The organism is Thioalkalivibrio sp. ALMg11 (assembly GCF_000377905.1).
Taxonomy (GTDB): domain Bacteria; phylum Pseudomonadota; class Gammaproteobacteria; order Ectothiorhodospirales; family Ectothiorhodospiraceae; genus Thioalkalivibrio.
The window spans coordinates 216283-230300 of record NZ_KB898873.1; the positions used below are offsets into that span (position 1 = coordinate 216283).

14 protein-coding genes are annotated in these 14018 nt (G+C 65.7%); 8 read left to right on the forward strand and 6 right to left on the reverse strand.

Annotated features, from left to right (window positions below):
- The first annotated feature begins 2 nt into the window (after window positions 1-2).
- The 7 genes from gspI to D578_RS0106295 are packed head-to-tail and all read left to right on the forward strand — an operon-like array spanning window position 3 to window position 5211.
- Entirely contained in the window at window positions 3-395 is a 393-nt protein-coding gene (gspI, locus tag D578_RS0106265; protein ID WP_018949116.1) for a type II secretion system minor pseudopilin GspI, read from the forward strand.
- Window positions 382-1068 (forward strand): type II secretion system minor pseudopilin GspJ, encoded by a 687-nt coding sequence (gene gspJ / locus D578_RS0106270; RefSeq protein WP_026289216.1) that lies wholly within the window; start codon window positions 382-384, stop codon window positions 1066-1068. Before gspI ends, gspJ begins: the two co-directional genes overlap by 14 nt.
- Complete coding sequence (locus D578_RS0106275) at window positions 1065-1865, forward strand: general secretion pathway protein GspK (protein WP_018949118.1); 801 nt, start codon at window positions 1065-1067, stop codon at window positions 1863-1865. The genes gspJ and D578_RS0106275 overlap by 4 nt, the downstream gene beginning before the upstream one ends.
- 47 nt (window positions 1866-1912) lie before the next feature.
- Entirely contained in the window at window positions 1913-3208 is a 1296-nt protein-coding gene (gene gspL / locus D578_RS0106280; RefSeq protein WP_018949119.1) for a type II secretion system protein GspL, read from the forward strand.
- Entirely contained in the window at window positions 3205-3699 is a 495-nt protein-coding gene (gspM, locus tag D578_RS0106285) for a type II secretion system protein GspM (RefSeq protein WP_018949120.1), read from the forward strand. The genes gspL and gspM overlap by 4 nt, the downstream gene beginning before the upstream one ends.
- A 1-nt stretch (window position 3700) precedes the next feature.
- Complete coding sequence (gene gspN, locus D578_RS0106290) at window positions 3701-4519, forward strand: type II secretion system protein N (RefSeq protein WP_018949121.1); 819 nt, start codon at window positions 3701-3703, stop codon at window positions 4517-4519.
- Window positions 4516-5211: an outer membrane protein assembly factor BamD gene (locus D578_RS0106295; protein WP_026289217.1), complete on the forward strand. Its 696-nt coding sequence runs from the start codon at window positions 4516-4518 to the stop codon at window positions 5209-5211. The genes gspN and D578_RS0106295 overlap by 4 nt, the downstream gene beginning before the upstream one ends.
- 324 nt (window positions 5212-5535) lie before the next feature.
- Here the strand turns inward: D578_RS0106295 and D578_RS0106300 are convergent, their stop codons facing one another.
- Window positions 5536-6300, reverse strand: a complete 765-nt coding sequence (locus D578_RS0106300; protein WP_018949123.1) for a hypothetical protein — start codon at window positions 6298-6300, stop codon at window positions 5536-5538.
- A gap of 480 nt (window positions 6301-6780) precedes the next feature.
- Here D578_RS0106300 and D578_RS0106305 point away from each other — a divergent pair, with 480 nt between their 5' ends.
- Window positions 6781-9120, forward strand: coding sequence for a S8 family serine peptidase (locus tag D578_RS0106305; protein WP_018949124.1), 2340 nt, complete (start codon window positions 6781-6783; stop codon window positions 9118-9120).
- Between the two features lie 174 nt (window positions 9121-9294).
- Here the strand turns inward: D578_RS0106305 and D578_RS0106310 are convergent, their stop codons facing one another.
- The 5 genes from D578_RS0106310 to D578_RS0106330 form a co-directional block, all read right to left on the reverse strand.
- Window positions 9295-10293, reverse strand: coding sequence for a DUF4382 domain-containing protein (locus D578_RS0106310; protein ID WP_018949125.1), 999 nt, complete (start codon window positions 10291-10293; stop codon window positions 9295-9297).
- A gap of 172 nt (window positions 10294-10465) precedes the next feature.
- Window positions 10466-11185 carry a 2OG-Fe(II) oxygenase gene (locus D578_RS0106315; protein ID WP_018949126.1) on the reverse strand — a complete coding sequence of 240 codons (720 nt, stop codon included), beginning with the start codon at window positions 11183-11185 and terminating at the stop codon, window positions 10466-10468.
- Window positions 11186-11331: 146 nt separating this feature from the next.
- On the reverse strand, window positions 11332-12090 hold the full coding sequence (locus D578_RS0106320) for a molybdopterin-binding protein (RefSeq protein ID WP_018949127.1): 759 nt from the start codon (window positions 12088-12090) through the stop codon (window positions 11332-11334).
- Between the two features lie 22 nt (window positions 12091-12112).
- Window positions 12113-13207 carry a ferrochelatase gene (hemH, locus tag D578_RS0106325; RefSeq protein ID WP_018949128.1) on the reverse strand — a complete coding sequence of 365 codons (1095 nt, stop codon included), beginning with the start codon at window positions 13205-13207 and terminating at the stop codon, window positions 12113-12115.
- A gap of 129 nt (window positions 13208-13336) precedes the next feature.
- The gene (locus D578_RS0106330) at window positions 13337-13918 is read right to left on the reverse strand and encodes an HNH endonuclease (protein WP_018949129.1); all 582 of its coding nucleotides are present in this window, start codon (window positions 13916-13918) and stop codon (window positions 13337-13339) included.
- Between the last annotated feature and the right edge of the window lie 100 nt (window positions 13919-14018).

Below are 14018 nucleotides of genomic sequence, written 5' to 3' on the forward strand. Positions count from 1 at the left end.
CCATGTTGGCACGCGGCGCACGACGCGGATTCACGTTACTCGAGGTTCTGATTGCCCTGGTGGTGCTGGGCGTCGCCCTTGGGGCCCTCATCAAGGCAGGCAGCGAACACGCGCGCAATACTGCCTACCTGCAGGAACGCACGTTGGCCGGATGGGTGGCCAGCAACCTGCTCGCCGACTACGAGGCCGGGTTGCGGCGAGTCGACGTTGGCACCGAGCGCATTCAGTCCACACTCGCGGACCGCGAATGGGAGGCCCGCATCGAGATCACCGACACGGTGATCGACGCCCCGCTCGAGCTCCCGGCGGTGCGCCGCATCGAGGTCCGGGTGTGGCCGCTCGATGGCGACCCCGACCATCCCCTCGCCCAGGCAACCAGCTATGCATTGCCCTGACGTGCCGGCACGTCGGTCATGTGCATCGGGCGCCGCGCGCGGCTTTACCCTGCTGGAGCTGCTCGTGGCCGTGGCCGTGTTCGCCACCGTGGGCGTGCTGGCGATCGGCGGACTGCGGGCAGTGCTGATGGCGGACCATGCCACGCAAGCCCAGAGCCAGCGCCTGGCGGAGCTTCAGGTCACACTGGCCGTGCTGGAACGCGACCTGCGCCACAGCATCGAGCTCCACCCCCGCGACGGCTACGGCGATCGCCTCCCCGCCCTGCGTTACAGCCCGGTCACGGACCCGCGGCAACTGGAACTGGTACGGGCGGGAAACGGGGAACACGGCCGCCTGGCGCGGGTCGCCTGGAGGGTCAGTGACCGGGGGCTGGAACGGGTCACCTGGCCGGTGCTGGACGGTGCCCTGCCGGAATCCGAACAGGTGCGCCTGTTTCTGGATCGGGACGCACACGCCGGGAGAGCGTCCACGGCGAACGGCCAGATGGCGCAGGACGCGGGAGATGAACTGGAAATCCGGTTCGACTTTGTCGATGGCGACACCCAGGACATCACGGACAGCTGGCCGCCGCTGGATGGCGGCGAACGCCGTCCGGCGCAGGTGATCGTGAGCCTGATCGTTCCGGGGCTCGGGCCCATCGAGCGCCGCATCGCCCTGCCGGGGGTCCAGTGAGGGGCCGGCATTCGGGGGCCGCGCTGATCACGGCCCTGCTGGTGGTCGCGATCGCCAGCGTGACGGCGGTCACCATGACCATGCGTGACAATCAGCAAGTGTTCCGCGCAGCCACCATCCAGGACCAGGATCGGGCGCAACACCTGACGCAGGGGGCCGAAACCGTCGCCCTCCACATGCTGGAAAGGCTGCGAAACTACGACGACCTGCCGTGGGATGGCTGCACGTCGCCCACATTGCCACTGGAGTTAGAGGGTGTCGGCGTCCGCGCCCGCCTGGAGAATCTTCACTGCCGTTTCAACATCAACAGTCTCGGGCGTGCCGATGACCCGCCCCTTGAGGCCTTCGCTGGCCTGATCGAACAGGCCCTCGCGGCAACCGACGGACAATCGGGCAACGCCCAACGCCTGGCGGTCGCCGTGCACGACTGGATGAACCCGGAGACGGACGATCCGGTATACCGCGGCCTGGAACCGCACCGGCTCAGCGGCAACCGCCCGATGCGCTTCGCATCGGAATTGCTCCAGGTACACGGGTTCGACCCGGACCTCTGGCGGACACTGGCACCCTGGGTCGTGGCCCGGCCGGGCACGGACAATGCCATCGACATGGAACGCGCCCCGGACCCCGTCCAAACCGCAGCGCTGGGTCATGCGACCGAACAGAGCCGCGACATTCGCTATTACCGCCTGCAACTGGTTGTCCGCATCGCCGGACGGGATTATTTTCACTGCGCGATCCTCGATGGCCCCAACGGGCGTACCATTCTTCGCGAACACGCCCCCTGCGAACCCTGAACAAGAAACCGGATGCTTGCAGACGCTCTTCACTCACCGGACTCGGCATGAACTGGTTCCTCTTCCAGCTGCCAGAACCCGAAATGCTCGGCGCGGACACGCCGCTTCGGCTGCGCTGGCTGCGGCTGCGCAGAAACGGAGCGCTCGCGGATCAGGGGGAGGCGGCGCCGGACGAGCTGCGCACCTTGCTCGCGGCGGACGACCATGCGGTTGCACTACTCCCCGGGGAACGCGCGCCTCTTCATCGGGTGTTCGTGCCCGGGAAGTCAGGCCGCGTGCGTCGCCGAGCGCTTCCCTTCGCCCTGGAGGATCGCCTCAGCGAAGATCTGGAACAGCTCAGGATCGTTGCCGGCCCTCGCCACGGTAGCGAGACCCTGGCCGGCGTGGTCGCTCAGCGAGACCTGGAGTGCTGGGAAGACTGGCTTCACGAGCACGGCATCCGCGTGTCGCACATGATCCCGGACCTTGCGCTGCTGCGAAGCCAAGACCTGGGCGGTCAGGTCTTCCTGCTCTCGGGAACACAACGCAGCATCGTGCTTTCGCCCGAGGCCGAACCGCTCGCGATGCCCCAGGAAGTTGCCAGCTGGTGGTTGCAGCAGCGCGCCGCCTTGACCACGCCCCCCGATGACGCCCGCACCGACGAAGCGCAGCCTCCCCAGAACGCTGTTCATGTGGTGGACCCGGCCGCCGAACCCGACCCGCGCGCACCCCTCCAGCCGCCACCCGGATGGTCCGGCGACGTCCTCGAGCTCCTGCTGGTCGGGGTGCAATCAGGAGAACTGCCACCGGCCGAGCTGCAGCGCGCCGTACGGTCTGCCCTGGCCTTCGACTTCGCATCGCCCGCCGAAAGCCCGACCGCGTTCGGGGCACTTCCCGCCCCTTGGCGTGTACCGGCGGCGCTGGCACTCGTTCTGGCCGTAATCTGGCTTGGGTCCGTGTGGCTGGAGGCCGGGCAACTCGAGCGGGAATACCGGGCGACCGAACAGGACATCGCGGCCCTGTTCGAGGAAACCCTACCGCAGGCCCGCATGGTCGACCCCGTGGCCCAGTTCGAAAGCGTGCTGGGACAGGGCGAATCGGGCACCACTGCGACCGTACACAGCCCGCTCGGTGAAGCCCTTGCCCGCATCATGGAGGGCCTCGCCGCGCGCGACCTCACCCTACAGCGCCTGCGGGGCGATCACGATCGCCTCGAGCTCGAGCTGGAGGGCAGCGGAATCGCGGAACTGGAACAGTTGCGCGAGGGCCTGCGCGAAGCCATGAACGCACGTGTCCGGATCGTCTCGGCCGAAACCGGCGAGCAGGGTGTCCGGGCACGCATGACCATCGAGAAGCAACCATGAAGGCCTACTGGGACGACTTGCGGACGCGCGAGCAACGGCTCCTGCTGGCAGGCGGTTTGGTCCTGCTGATCGCGGTCGTGTTCCTGGGCGTTGTCGAGCCCCTGCTGGAAAGCCGCGAACAGTCCCGCGACCGACTCGCCGAGGCGCGCGCGGAGCTGGCCTGGATGCAGGCCAATGCCCCCGAGGTCGCGACCGCCCGCAGCCGCGAACCGACACAGGACAATCGACAACCGCGCCTTGAAGGCCGCTCGCTGATCGCCCACGTGGATGCCTCCGCGCGGGCCTTCGGTCTGGGCGAATACCTGGCACGCGCGCGACCTGGCGAGGCCGGCGTGACCGTACACCTCGAAGGGGCGCCCTACAGCGACCTGATGCGCTGGCTCGGCGAACTGGAACGCGAAGACGGCGTCGTCCCCGGTCGAATCTTGCTGGAACGTGCCGTCGAGCCGGGGCGCATCAATGCCGAACTCTTCCTGACCCGCGAGCCGTAGCGTGACCATTGCCGCCGACAACCACGTCGACGAACGCCGCCCGGATCGCCGTGCATGGTTCGCGCTGGGGGCCGTTTTTATTCTCGTCCTGCTGCTTGCGTTGATAATACGCGCGCCCGCCTCCGTCGCGCTGGCGGCTGCCGAGCGGTGGGGCGGGCTGCCGGACACGATCACCTGGGAACAGGTGCACGGGTCCATCTGGCAGGGTAGCGTCGAGGGGCTCCAATCACCGGTGGGACCGATGGGCCGCCTGGACTGGGATGTGCGGCCCGGCGAGTTTCTTCGCGCCGCGCTGGGCGCCGACATCCACTGGGCCCCGCCCGGCGGCGGCGAACTCCGTGGAGGCCTGCGGCTCGGACTCGGCAGCGTACAGCTCTCCGGGCTTGAAGGCTCCCTGCCCGCTGCTGCGCTGCATCAGTGGGACACGGGCATCCCGCTCGTGCTCGACGGCCGGCTGCAGACCAGCGACCTGCACCTCCGGATCCATCGGGACGGAACGGTGGAGCACGCCTCGGGGCGGGTCAACTGGCAGGAAGCGGCCGCGGGACTCCCCCGTCCCTTGCCCCTGGGCGAGCAACGCGCCACCCTTCGCGAAGAGGACAAGCGTTTGGGAATCGACCTGGATGCCTCCCCGGATGCCGAGCTGGGAATCACCGGCACCATTCGCCTGGACCTGCGCACGGATCCTCCGGGCATAGATGCGCGGGTCTTGCTGGATCCGCGCGCCCACGCCGATGCCAACATCCAGCGCCTACTCGAAAACAATCTCCGCCGTGACGATCAGGGAAGGTATCTATGGATCGCAGGATCAGCCCCGTGACCCCCGAACAAAACCCGATAACCCCCCGCTGGTTCCGGCCTGCCTCCCCGGCAGCCGCGCTGACGGCCGGCGCACTGTTCGGGCTGATTCTGGCGGGTTGCGCCACCACCCCGCCAAACGGGTCCGAGCCCCCGCCAGAGGATATCCGCTATGCCCTGGAACGCGGGGACTGCCGCGCGGCCTACAGTGCGCTGGATGCGGCCGATGCGCCCGCCTCGGTCGACGTCCGCCTGTCGGTCGCCCGGGTATGCCTGCAGCGCGGCGAATTCGCACGCACCCGCAACCTCACCGATACCATCCGCCAGGAAAATCCGAGCCATCCGGATATCGACTACGCCGCGTATCTCGGTGCCCTGGCACATCTGGGAACGTGGAACAGGGCCTCGTCCGCGCCACCGAAACAACGCAGCGAGCAGGGCCGCCAGGTCTTCCTCCAGCTTGCCGCTTTTCTCAACGACTACCCCATGTCGGAGTACGCGGAGTCCATTGCCCCACGCCTGGCCCGTATGCGCGAGAACCTTGCCACCATCGAACTGGAGATCGCCGACCAATCCGCCGCGGCGGGACACACAGACGAGGCCCGCGCCCGACTCGAATACGTGCGCGACTACTACCCGGGTACCACGGCCGCACAAACCGCCGCCGAGAGACTGGAGGCACGAGACGCCGATGAAGACGATGCCGGCAACTAACCGGCCTAGCGACACGCCCTGACCGCCGACAGGGTCCGCCGGATTATCCCAAACGACCGTAACCGCCCCCGCAACTAAGCGGAGCTTTCCCGCGCCTCACTACGGCAGACGAGTCGCCCACCCCTCGGAAGGCTCGGCCAAATGTGGTCCCCCAAGGACGTCCGTACGGGGGGTTATCCGTGACCGATAGCGGGTTTCCGGTACACCGCTTTCCATCCGATCCTACAAAAAAGGCCCGGATCCATCTGGATTCGGGCCTTTGTGGAAAGGCTGCCAAAGCGGTTCATCTGAACACGCGATGCCAAGCCCCAGGGTTGGCCAATATCACGGCACTGGCTGCAACGGCCGGAAGACAATGGCATCCTGGTTGGAAACCACGATCTGCAGAATCTCGCCCATACCCGGCTCCTCCAGCAAGGCCGCAAAGCCAGTGTAGTCACCATCCAGATCGCCACACAGCTCAACCGTCATATCGACCGAGTAGAGATTCTTGTCTGGATTTAGAGATAGCGCCTCCCCGGAATAAACACACCCCACACCGTCGTAGGCATAGAAGACGCCCGAAGCGTCGATCTCAACTATCGCTTCGTATCCTGGTTCGTCGTAGTGCCACATCCCTTCGATCATATCCGTATCCGAAGGCTGATCGTATTGGGTGTCATATTCGAGAGAGACCGAACCCTTGGTGTCCAGTGAGGTTTCAAATTCCAGACTCATGGAGTCTGACGTCGTCACCGTGCCTTCCAGCGCAGCATCCGCGAAGTACCACCCATTGATTTGGTAAGCACGGACCTCGGCCTCCACCCGGTCACCCGTCACCGAGTACTCGCCATCGTAGATGACCCCCGCATCCTCGCTGATTGCAAACACCCGGCCATCGTAGAAAAGCCCTTGGGCATCGAACATCCCAATGCCTTCCTCGGTGAAGGTGCCACGCCAGATGCCTTCTACAGACGCTTGTTCCTGGTCATCGCCGGCTCCCCCGCCACCACCGGAGGACCCTCCGCCGCAGCCTGTTACCAAGGCGATGGTCACGGCCGCGAGGCCGAGCTGCCATACAGATCCCTCTGCTGATTTCAGATTCCACATACTTCCCTTCTCCCTTTTATTTTTTTCCATAAACCCTGTGCGGGCTTACCCGAGTCTAAAGAACCAGCGATTCAATCGCCAGCCGTGCGAGCGAACTGCCGGCTCCCATACGGAACGCCATTCCCGACCGACACTAAAAGACCAAATTGGACGAGGGTTGACAGCCCGAACCGCCCGGATCTGCGATTCTTAATCGAGAGCGGCGAGTTACTGATCCCGTCGGCGGCCGGCGGGAGATGAAAGACGGCTCGTTAATCGAAATCGCCGCTTCCCCCAGACTTTCTGGTAATCCGGAGGAACCTTCGAGTGGAGCAGGCATTCGGCCCATCAAATGGCGCGTTACTTCACCATGATCAAGCGCGCGCAATGCGCCGGGCCTCCGCATGGATCGCGCTGGCATTGTCTTCGGCGCTTCTGGCGGTCGGGTGCGGGGGCGGCGGATCGTCCAGTGGGGGCTTTGTCGTGTCCGGGAGCCTCGAGGTGCAGGCCTTGCATCATGTCGACTCCGATACGAACGACCCGCAAAGCCAGGTCTTCAGAAACAACGACCTTACCAATGCGCAGGAGGTACGCGTGCCCGCCATCATCGGCGGGTTTGTGGCCAGCCCCCTGACCGACAGCCGCTTCGGGTCGGCTGGAGACCCGGATGACGTATTCGTGGCCGAGTTCAACGCCGGCGACCAGGCCTTGCTGGAGTTTCCGGATCCAGCACGGGCCGATCTCGACCTGTATCTGATCGATGACACCGGGATGGTGGTGGATGCCTCTATTGGCATCGACGGTTTCGAGCGCGTCGTCGCACCCGAAGCCGGCCGATACTATGTCCGGGTATCGGCCTATTCGGGCCAGTCCGCGTACCACTTGCGTCTCGACTCCTCGCAGATGCTGGACCCCGCGCATGCGGCAAGCCTGCGCCTCGCGGATGACTTTGTACCGGACGAGATCATTGTGCGCAGCGCGGACGAGATTCGCCCGTTTGCACTGGGAAAAAGCCCGGCCGACATGGGCCTGCAGAGGGTCTCCGGGGCACCGGGGCGCGAGCAGCTCTGGCGGATCCCCGGAGGTCATGCGGAGGCAGTCATCAGCTCGCTGGGCCTGCATACGCCCTCGATTTCGCCCGCAGTGGCCTGGCGCACCCCGGAACAAGCCGCGCGCTATGAAACCCTGCGCGTAATCAAGGCGCTGCGGGGGCAACCGGATATCGTCTCGGCGTCGCCCAACTACCACATGACCCCAATGCTGACGCCGAACGACCCGGACTGGCACCTGCAGTGGTTCCACGAGGCCATCAACCTGCCGCAGGCCTGGGATATCACCACCGGCGAGGCGCCGGACGAGGAGGTCGTGGTGGCCGTCGTCGATACCGGCGTCTACCGCGAGCACGAAGACCTGGACGAGGACCGACTCTTCCCGACCCAGCGGTTTGTCTGCGACCCGGAAGACAGCACCTGCGATGAAGAGCGCTCCTGGCATGGCACGCACGTCACCGGAATCATCGGGGCGGCAACCGACAACAGTCTTGGTGTCGCCGGCGTCTCCTGGGGAGTGGACATCCTCCCCGTCTGGACCCTGAACGGCACCGGAACCCTGAACGACACGCTACAGGGGATCCGCTATGCAGCCGGTCTGCCGAACGACTCCGGCACCAAGCCCAGCCCGAGAGCCGACATCATCAACCTCAGCCTCGGGGGTGGTGGCTACAGCGCGGAGGCCGATGAACTCTTGCAGGAGGTACGCGAGCTCGGAATCCTGGTGGTCGCGTCCTCGGGCAACGATGGAACCAGCACGGTCGGTTACCCCGCGGCCTACGAATCCGTACTTGCAGCGGGCGCCACGGACCGCAACGCCGATCGCGCCTGGTACAGCAACTACGGCCCCCGTCTGGACCTGGTGGCGCCCGGGGGCGTCATGATTCACTCCGAAGACGGCATCCTGAGCACCTGGGTCAATGACACGGGCGAAACCCTTGCATCGGACTACGCATTCCTTCAGGGCACTTCAATGTCCACAGCGGTCGTTTCCGGCGTCCTTGCGCTGGGCCGCGCGGTGAATCCGGAGCTCTCCCCGGGATTGCTGCTGGAGCTGCTCGAATCGGGCGCGCTCACCAAGGACCTGGGACCCACCGGTTGGGACCCGGAAACCGGATGGGGCGAGATCGACGCGTATCAGGCGGTCCAGGCGTTCGCGGAGCGGACCGACACGGGAGAGCTGGCGCCCCGGATCTCGGTCACCCCACAAGTCCTGAATTTCGGCTTTACCGGAACGAGCCTGGATCTGCGGCTGCGCAACGGGGGCGATGGCAGCTTGCAGATTGAAGACATCGCCACGCCCGCGACATGGCTGACCGTGGAACCATACGACGTCACCGAAGACGGCCTGGGGCTTTATCGCTCCTACGGACAGCGCGATGCGCTGAGCCCGGGCGACTACGAGTCTCGCTTGCGCATCACCGCCGACAACGGCGATCAGCGCGACATTCCGGTCGGCATCCGGGTCGCCGAGCGCGACCCGCAACGCGATACCGTGGGACGGGTCTACGTACTACTGCTCGACCGCGATGATCGCGTCGTGGCGCAAACGGCCCTGGAACCCGAGTACGGGACCTACCGCTATCGCTTCGAAGGGGTGCCCGCCGGGGATTATCGCGTGGTCGCCGGCACCAACATCGCGGGCAATGACCGGATTTGTGCCGGCGCCGAGGCCTGCGGAGCCTGGCCCCAACATGGAGCCCGCGAGACCTTCCGAGTGGATCGCGACCGTACCGGCCTCGACTTCGGAATCGCCTGGCGGCCGTTCACAGACGGTGGTTTCCCCCTGTAGCCCCGCTGCCCAATGCCTTGGGTGAACGCGACAATCGGGCCGCGCACCAAGACGCGGAAAACGATTCACCTCCAGAAACAGCAAGGGGCGCCGGGTGAGAACCCGGCGCCCCTTTTCCTTTCCCCTTCTGGCAGGGAGTGGCCCCGAAACGGTGGCCCAAGCGAACGGTCGATACTAGCTATCCGGGAAATTCACTTCCGTGGTCTCGCCGGCCTCGACTTCGGCGTTCACCTGATCAACAAACTCGATCGGAGTGGCCTCTTCCGGATCGTCCTGGCCCGCCTCGAAGGTCAGGGCCACCGTGTAATCGCCCGCCTCCAGGAATCCTGCGGTGTAGCGATACTCCCAGTCACCGGTCGCCTCGACATGGCGGTAATGCACATTGGCCGTGGTCACCGCATCGTCATCATCATCGCGGAGATCCCGCGGCTCACGGTCGAGGCCCTCGAACACATAAACCGCCGCGCCCGGACAGGCGTGCAGCCCCGGTTCGCGCTCTTCGCAAGTGAAATCCGCGGGGATGAGCCCAGGATCCACCGTTCCAGTAATGGCGCCCGCTTCACGGTTATCCACCAAACGCAGCGAACGCCGCATGCGATGGTACCCCTCAAAGCGCGTGTCTTCGCGGATCGCCTTGCGCAGATCAAAGTCCACGGTGAACGAGGCCTCTTCGCCCTCCGCAATGCTGAAACCGCTGGATAGCTGCAAGCCTGCTTGCAGTCCACCCGGAATGATCAGGTTCTCGCTGTAGCCATCCACGAACTCGATAAACGAGCTGGTGGCGAAATTGGAGAGCGGAGGCGCACTGACACCCTCTTCTGGCTCCAGATAAAACCGGATCCATTCGTAATCGCCTGCCGGGACTTCTTCGTCCTCGAACAGGAATTCAGAGTCTTCGCCTTGTAACGCGAGCAAATCGATCTCGCGAACGGATTCGTCCTCACCCAGATCGATGCGAATGCGTTCGCCGTCGGAGGGCTGTAGCTCGATATGGGTGAAGCGGACCACGACCCGGCTGGCCGAATCGACCGGGGCATCCGTCACGGCGAGGCTCATCTGCCCGGTGCCACCACTATCCTCGCCGCCGCTACCACCGCCACCACCACAGGCGACGAGCCCTGCAGTCGCGATCCCCAAACCCACCAAACGAGTCAAATTGCCAATCTTGTGCATCACGGCCTCCCTCTAGCCAGGAACATCCATTACGAGCCCAGGCAGTTTGCCAGGCCCAATGAGGCACAAAGCCGCAAGCGCAGCGGAAAGGGTCGGAAACCGGAAGCACGTCACATGAACCGAACAGCATGAGGGTCGATATCGGCGTGATGCGCGCGCGCAAACCGAATTGTCAGAAGCGGTTGAGGCTGGCGAGGGGGCCGGAGAGGTCGCGGATGCGCATCCAGGAGGCGATGCTGGCGCGCCAGCGACGGGTGGGCAGGACCGCATGGGGTACGGTCTGGCTGAGGAACAGCACCAGTGTTCCCGCGCGCGGCTGGATGCGGTGGATCTCGCGCCCTTCGTTGTCGTAGATCGCGAGCTGGCCACCGTCGCGTTCGCGCCAGTGGCGGTTCAGGTAGAACACCAGCGACAGGCGGCGGCAGTTGCCGGCCTGGAAGGCGTCCACGTGCCGGGCGTAGTGCGTGCCAGGCGGGTACAGGGCGAAGTGGGACTCCGTCTCGAACAAGCCCGGTATCAGCGCCCGGCTCGCCTGCAAGCGAATCTCGTCGAGGCGCGCCATGAATGCCTGCTGCGCAGGACTCGCGCCATCCAGCCAGTGAATCCAGTCGCCACGGGTCGCCCGGTCACGATGGCGCTCGCCCGCACGGCCGATACGCGCCTGCGCCAGTTGCGCCGCATCACGCAGCGCATAGACCTCGTCTCGCAGGGCGTCGACGGTCTCCGGCGGCAGAAAATCGGACCAGACGAACAGATGCTCGTTCGCCAGCGCATCCAACCAGCCGTCGGGCTCGCAACATTCGGACAAAGAGGAGTCGGCTACGACCGGCACGAGGGTCGGCGCGGTCTCGGCGGATTCCAGCCATTCGGGGCTGAGGGCAGGCAGGTTCACGTACTCGGGTCTTCCATTCGGGCCGCGATCGCGGCGCGCAGGCGGGCGCCTGCCAGGCAGACACCTATATCAGCATCTCCCCACAGGATATATACCGGGAACGCCGGAATGCGCAAGGGCTTTGCATCGCCATGGGCCAACGACCCTTAGTGCGTCAGAAAACCGCCAGCGATCAGGTGCTGGCGCAGGGCGGCCTGGGCCTCGGTGACGCGGGCGCGGGGGCCGCGCAGGCCCAGCTCGACCTGCGGCGCATGGCGGTCCATGCGCGGGAGGCAGGAGATGCGCAGGTCGGGGAATGCGGCCTCCATGGCCTCGAGCACCGGGACCAGGCGGCTCTCGGTGACATTCTCCAGGCGCAGGACCTCTTCCACGGCGCCCGCCGCCGCGTCGCGGTCGGGGAAGCGCTGCTCCAGGACCCAGCGGGCCATGGGCTCGGCCATGGCCGGGAAACCGGGTACGCAGTGGTGCTGCTGGCAACTAAACCCGGGGATACCGTTGACCGGGTTGGGGATCAGGCTGGCGCCCTCGGGGAGCTCGGCCATCCGTACGCGGTGGGGCCAGGCGTCCGCGCCAAAGCGTTGCTCGAGGATGGCCATGAACTCGGGATGGGGCGCCAGCGGGCGGCCCAGCGCCTCGGCCAGGCAGGCGCGGGTGCGGTCATCCGGGGTCGCGCCAATGCCGCCGAAGCTGAACACCTCGGCGCCGCTCGCCAGGGTTTCGCGGAAGGTCTGCGTCAGCAGGCGGGCGTTATCGCCCACGATACGGATCCACGCGAGTTCGAGCCCCTTTTGCGCCAGCGCCTCGGTCAGGTGGCCCTGGTGGCGATCGCGGCGCTTCCCGCTCAGGAGCTCGTCGCCGATGATCACGGCGCCGATCTCAATTGTGTTCGATCCCCGGCCGTCCATCGCGGGTCGATCCATCGCCGATCTACTGCTTGGCGCCCATGGCCAGCGCGCGCTCGCGGGCGGCCGCACGCGCCTCGGGGGCGTTGTCCGGATCATTGAGCCATGGCGCCAGATGCTGCTGCAGCAGCCCGGTCAGGAAGTCGAGGTGATCGGCGCGGTCGTTCAGCGCCGGGATGTAGTGGAAGCGCTCGCCTCCGGCCTCGGTGAAGATCTCGCGGTTCTCGTCGCCGATCTCCTCAATGGTCTCCAGGCAATCCGCCGAAAAACCAGGGCAGATCACATCCACCGAGCGCACGCCCTGCCCCGGCAAGGCCTCCAGCGTCTTGTCGGTGTAGGGCTGCAGCCACTCCTCGCGACCGAAGCGCGACTGGAAGGTGACCTGCCACTGGTCATCGTTCAGCCCCAGCGCCTGCGCGAGCTTGTGCCCGGTGGCGTGGCACAGGCAGTGGTAGGGGTCGCCCTGCAGCAGGTAGCGCTTGGGGATACCGTGGAAAGACATCATCAGGCGATCGGCCTGACCATGCGCCTGCCAGTGCTCGCGCACGCTGCTGGCCAGGGCCTCGATGTAGCCGGGCTGGGCGTCATAGGCGGCGATGAACTGCAGATCCGGCACCCAGCGCCAGCCCTTGAGCACGTCGGCCACGGCATCGAAGGTGGAGCCATTGGTGCTGGCCGAGTACTGAGGGTACAGCGGCAGGACGACCACACGCCGCACGCCCTGGCGGCGCAGTTCGTCCAGCCCGGATTCAATGGACGGGTTGCCGTAGCGCATGCCGAGTGCGACCGGGACATCCTCTCCGATCTGTTCGGCCAGACGCTGGCGCACGCCCTCCGCCTGGCGTTTCGAGATCGCCAGCAGCGGCGAGCCCTCGTCGGTCCACACGGTTGCGTATTTCGCCGCCGAGCGCTTGGGGCGGATGTTCAGGATCACGCCATTCAGGATCAGCCACCAGATGGGGCGCGGGACCTCGACCACGCGCGGGTCCCAGAGGAATTCCTTCAGGTAGCGCCGCAAGGCGGGCGCGGTGGGTTCGTCCGGCGTCCCCAGGTTGGTCAGCAATACGCCGACGCCGCGCGCCTGGCCGTGGCGATAATCCGCTTCTCCGAAGTACTTCATGGGGCTCCTTGCAGGCATGGGGGGCGGTGACTTCCTGTCGGAGTCACCGTTTGTCGCTTTGGTTCAGCACCGAATCAAGTTCGGGGAAGGATACCGCGGTAGTGCGATCTGGCGCGCGGCAGGTCCGGATCAACCGAGGCGGCCACGCAGGGGGCTGGTGCGCGGGAAGTGCGCCTGCAGGAACTCCATCTGGTCGGCCAGCACGCGCTTGCCCTTGAGGAAGATATATTCCGCGTGGGTGGGCGTGAACGGGATGGCAAGCAACTGCATCCCGGCCTCTTCCGGCGTGAACCCGGCCTTGTGGTTGTTGCAGCGCTTGCAGGCGGTGACCACGTTGGTCCAGGTGTCCTCGCCATCCTGACTGATTGGGGTCACGTGATCGCGCGACAGATCGCGCTCGAGGAACGAATGACCGCAGTAGAGGCAAAGATGGGCATCGCGGCGGAACAGCGTGGTGTTGTTGAGCGGGGGGATGTAGTCGTTGAAGCGGGACTGGCGGGTGCCGTGGGTGGCGATGATCGAGTTGACCTCGACCCGCGACTGCAACCCGGTGCGCGCGTTGATGCCGCCGCGCATGCGATAAAGCGGGCTGCCACAGGTGTAGGCCACCTGCTCGGTGTAATAGAGGCGCACGGCCTGCTCCAGGCCGATCCACTCCAGCGGCATGCCCGCGGCATCCGTGCGCAGGACCTGATGCTCATTCGGCAACATGACCCCGTCCCGTCTCAAGGAAACACGGATTTGCTCACGCGGCGTACGGGTGAGCAAATCCATGCCGCCTTCGATACCCGAAAAACAATAAACAGCCTTC

Excerpts from the sequence above, each read along its gene's own strand:
- gspI (WP_018949116.1), top strand. The coding sequence starts at position 3 with ATGTTGGCACGCGGCGCACGACGCGGATTCACGTTACTCGAGGTTCTG.
- D578_RS0106300 (WP_018949123.1), bottom strand. The coding sequence starts at position 6,300 with ATGTGGAATCTGAAATCAGCAGAGGGATCTGTATGGCAGCTCGGCCTC.
- gspJ (WP_026289216.1), top strand. The coding sequence starts at position 382 with ATGCATTGCCCTGACGTGCCGGCACGTCGGTCATGTGCATCGGGCGCC.
- D578_RS0106330 (WP_018949129.1), bottom strand. The coding sequence starts at position 13,918 with ATGTTGCCGAATGAGCATCAGGTCCTGCGCACGGATGCCGCGGGCATG.
- gspM (WP_018949120.1), top strand. The coding sequence starts at position 3,205 with ATGAAGGCCTACTGGGACGACTTGCGGACGCGCGAGCAACGGCTCCTG.
- D578_RS0106320 (WP_018949127.1), bottom strand. The coding sequence starts at position 12,090 with ATGGACGGCCGGGGATCGAACACAATTGAGATCGGCGCCGTGATCATC.
- hemH (WP_018949128.1), bottom strand. The coding sequence starts at position 13,207 with ATGAAGTACTTCGGAGAAGCGGATTATCGCCACGGCCAGGCGCGCGGC.
- gspL (WP_018949119.1), top strand. The coding sequence starts at position 1,913 with ATGAACTGGTTCCTCTTCCAGCTGCCAGAACCCGAAATGCTCGGCGCG.
- D578_RS0106310 (WP_018949125.1), bottom strand. The coding sequence starts at position 10,293 with ATGCACAAGATTGGCAATTTGACTCGTTTGGTGGGTTTGGGGATCGCG.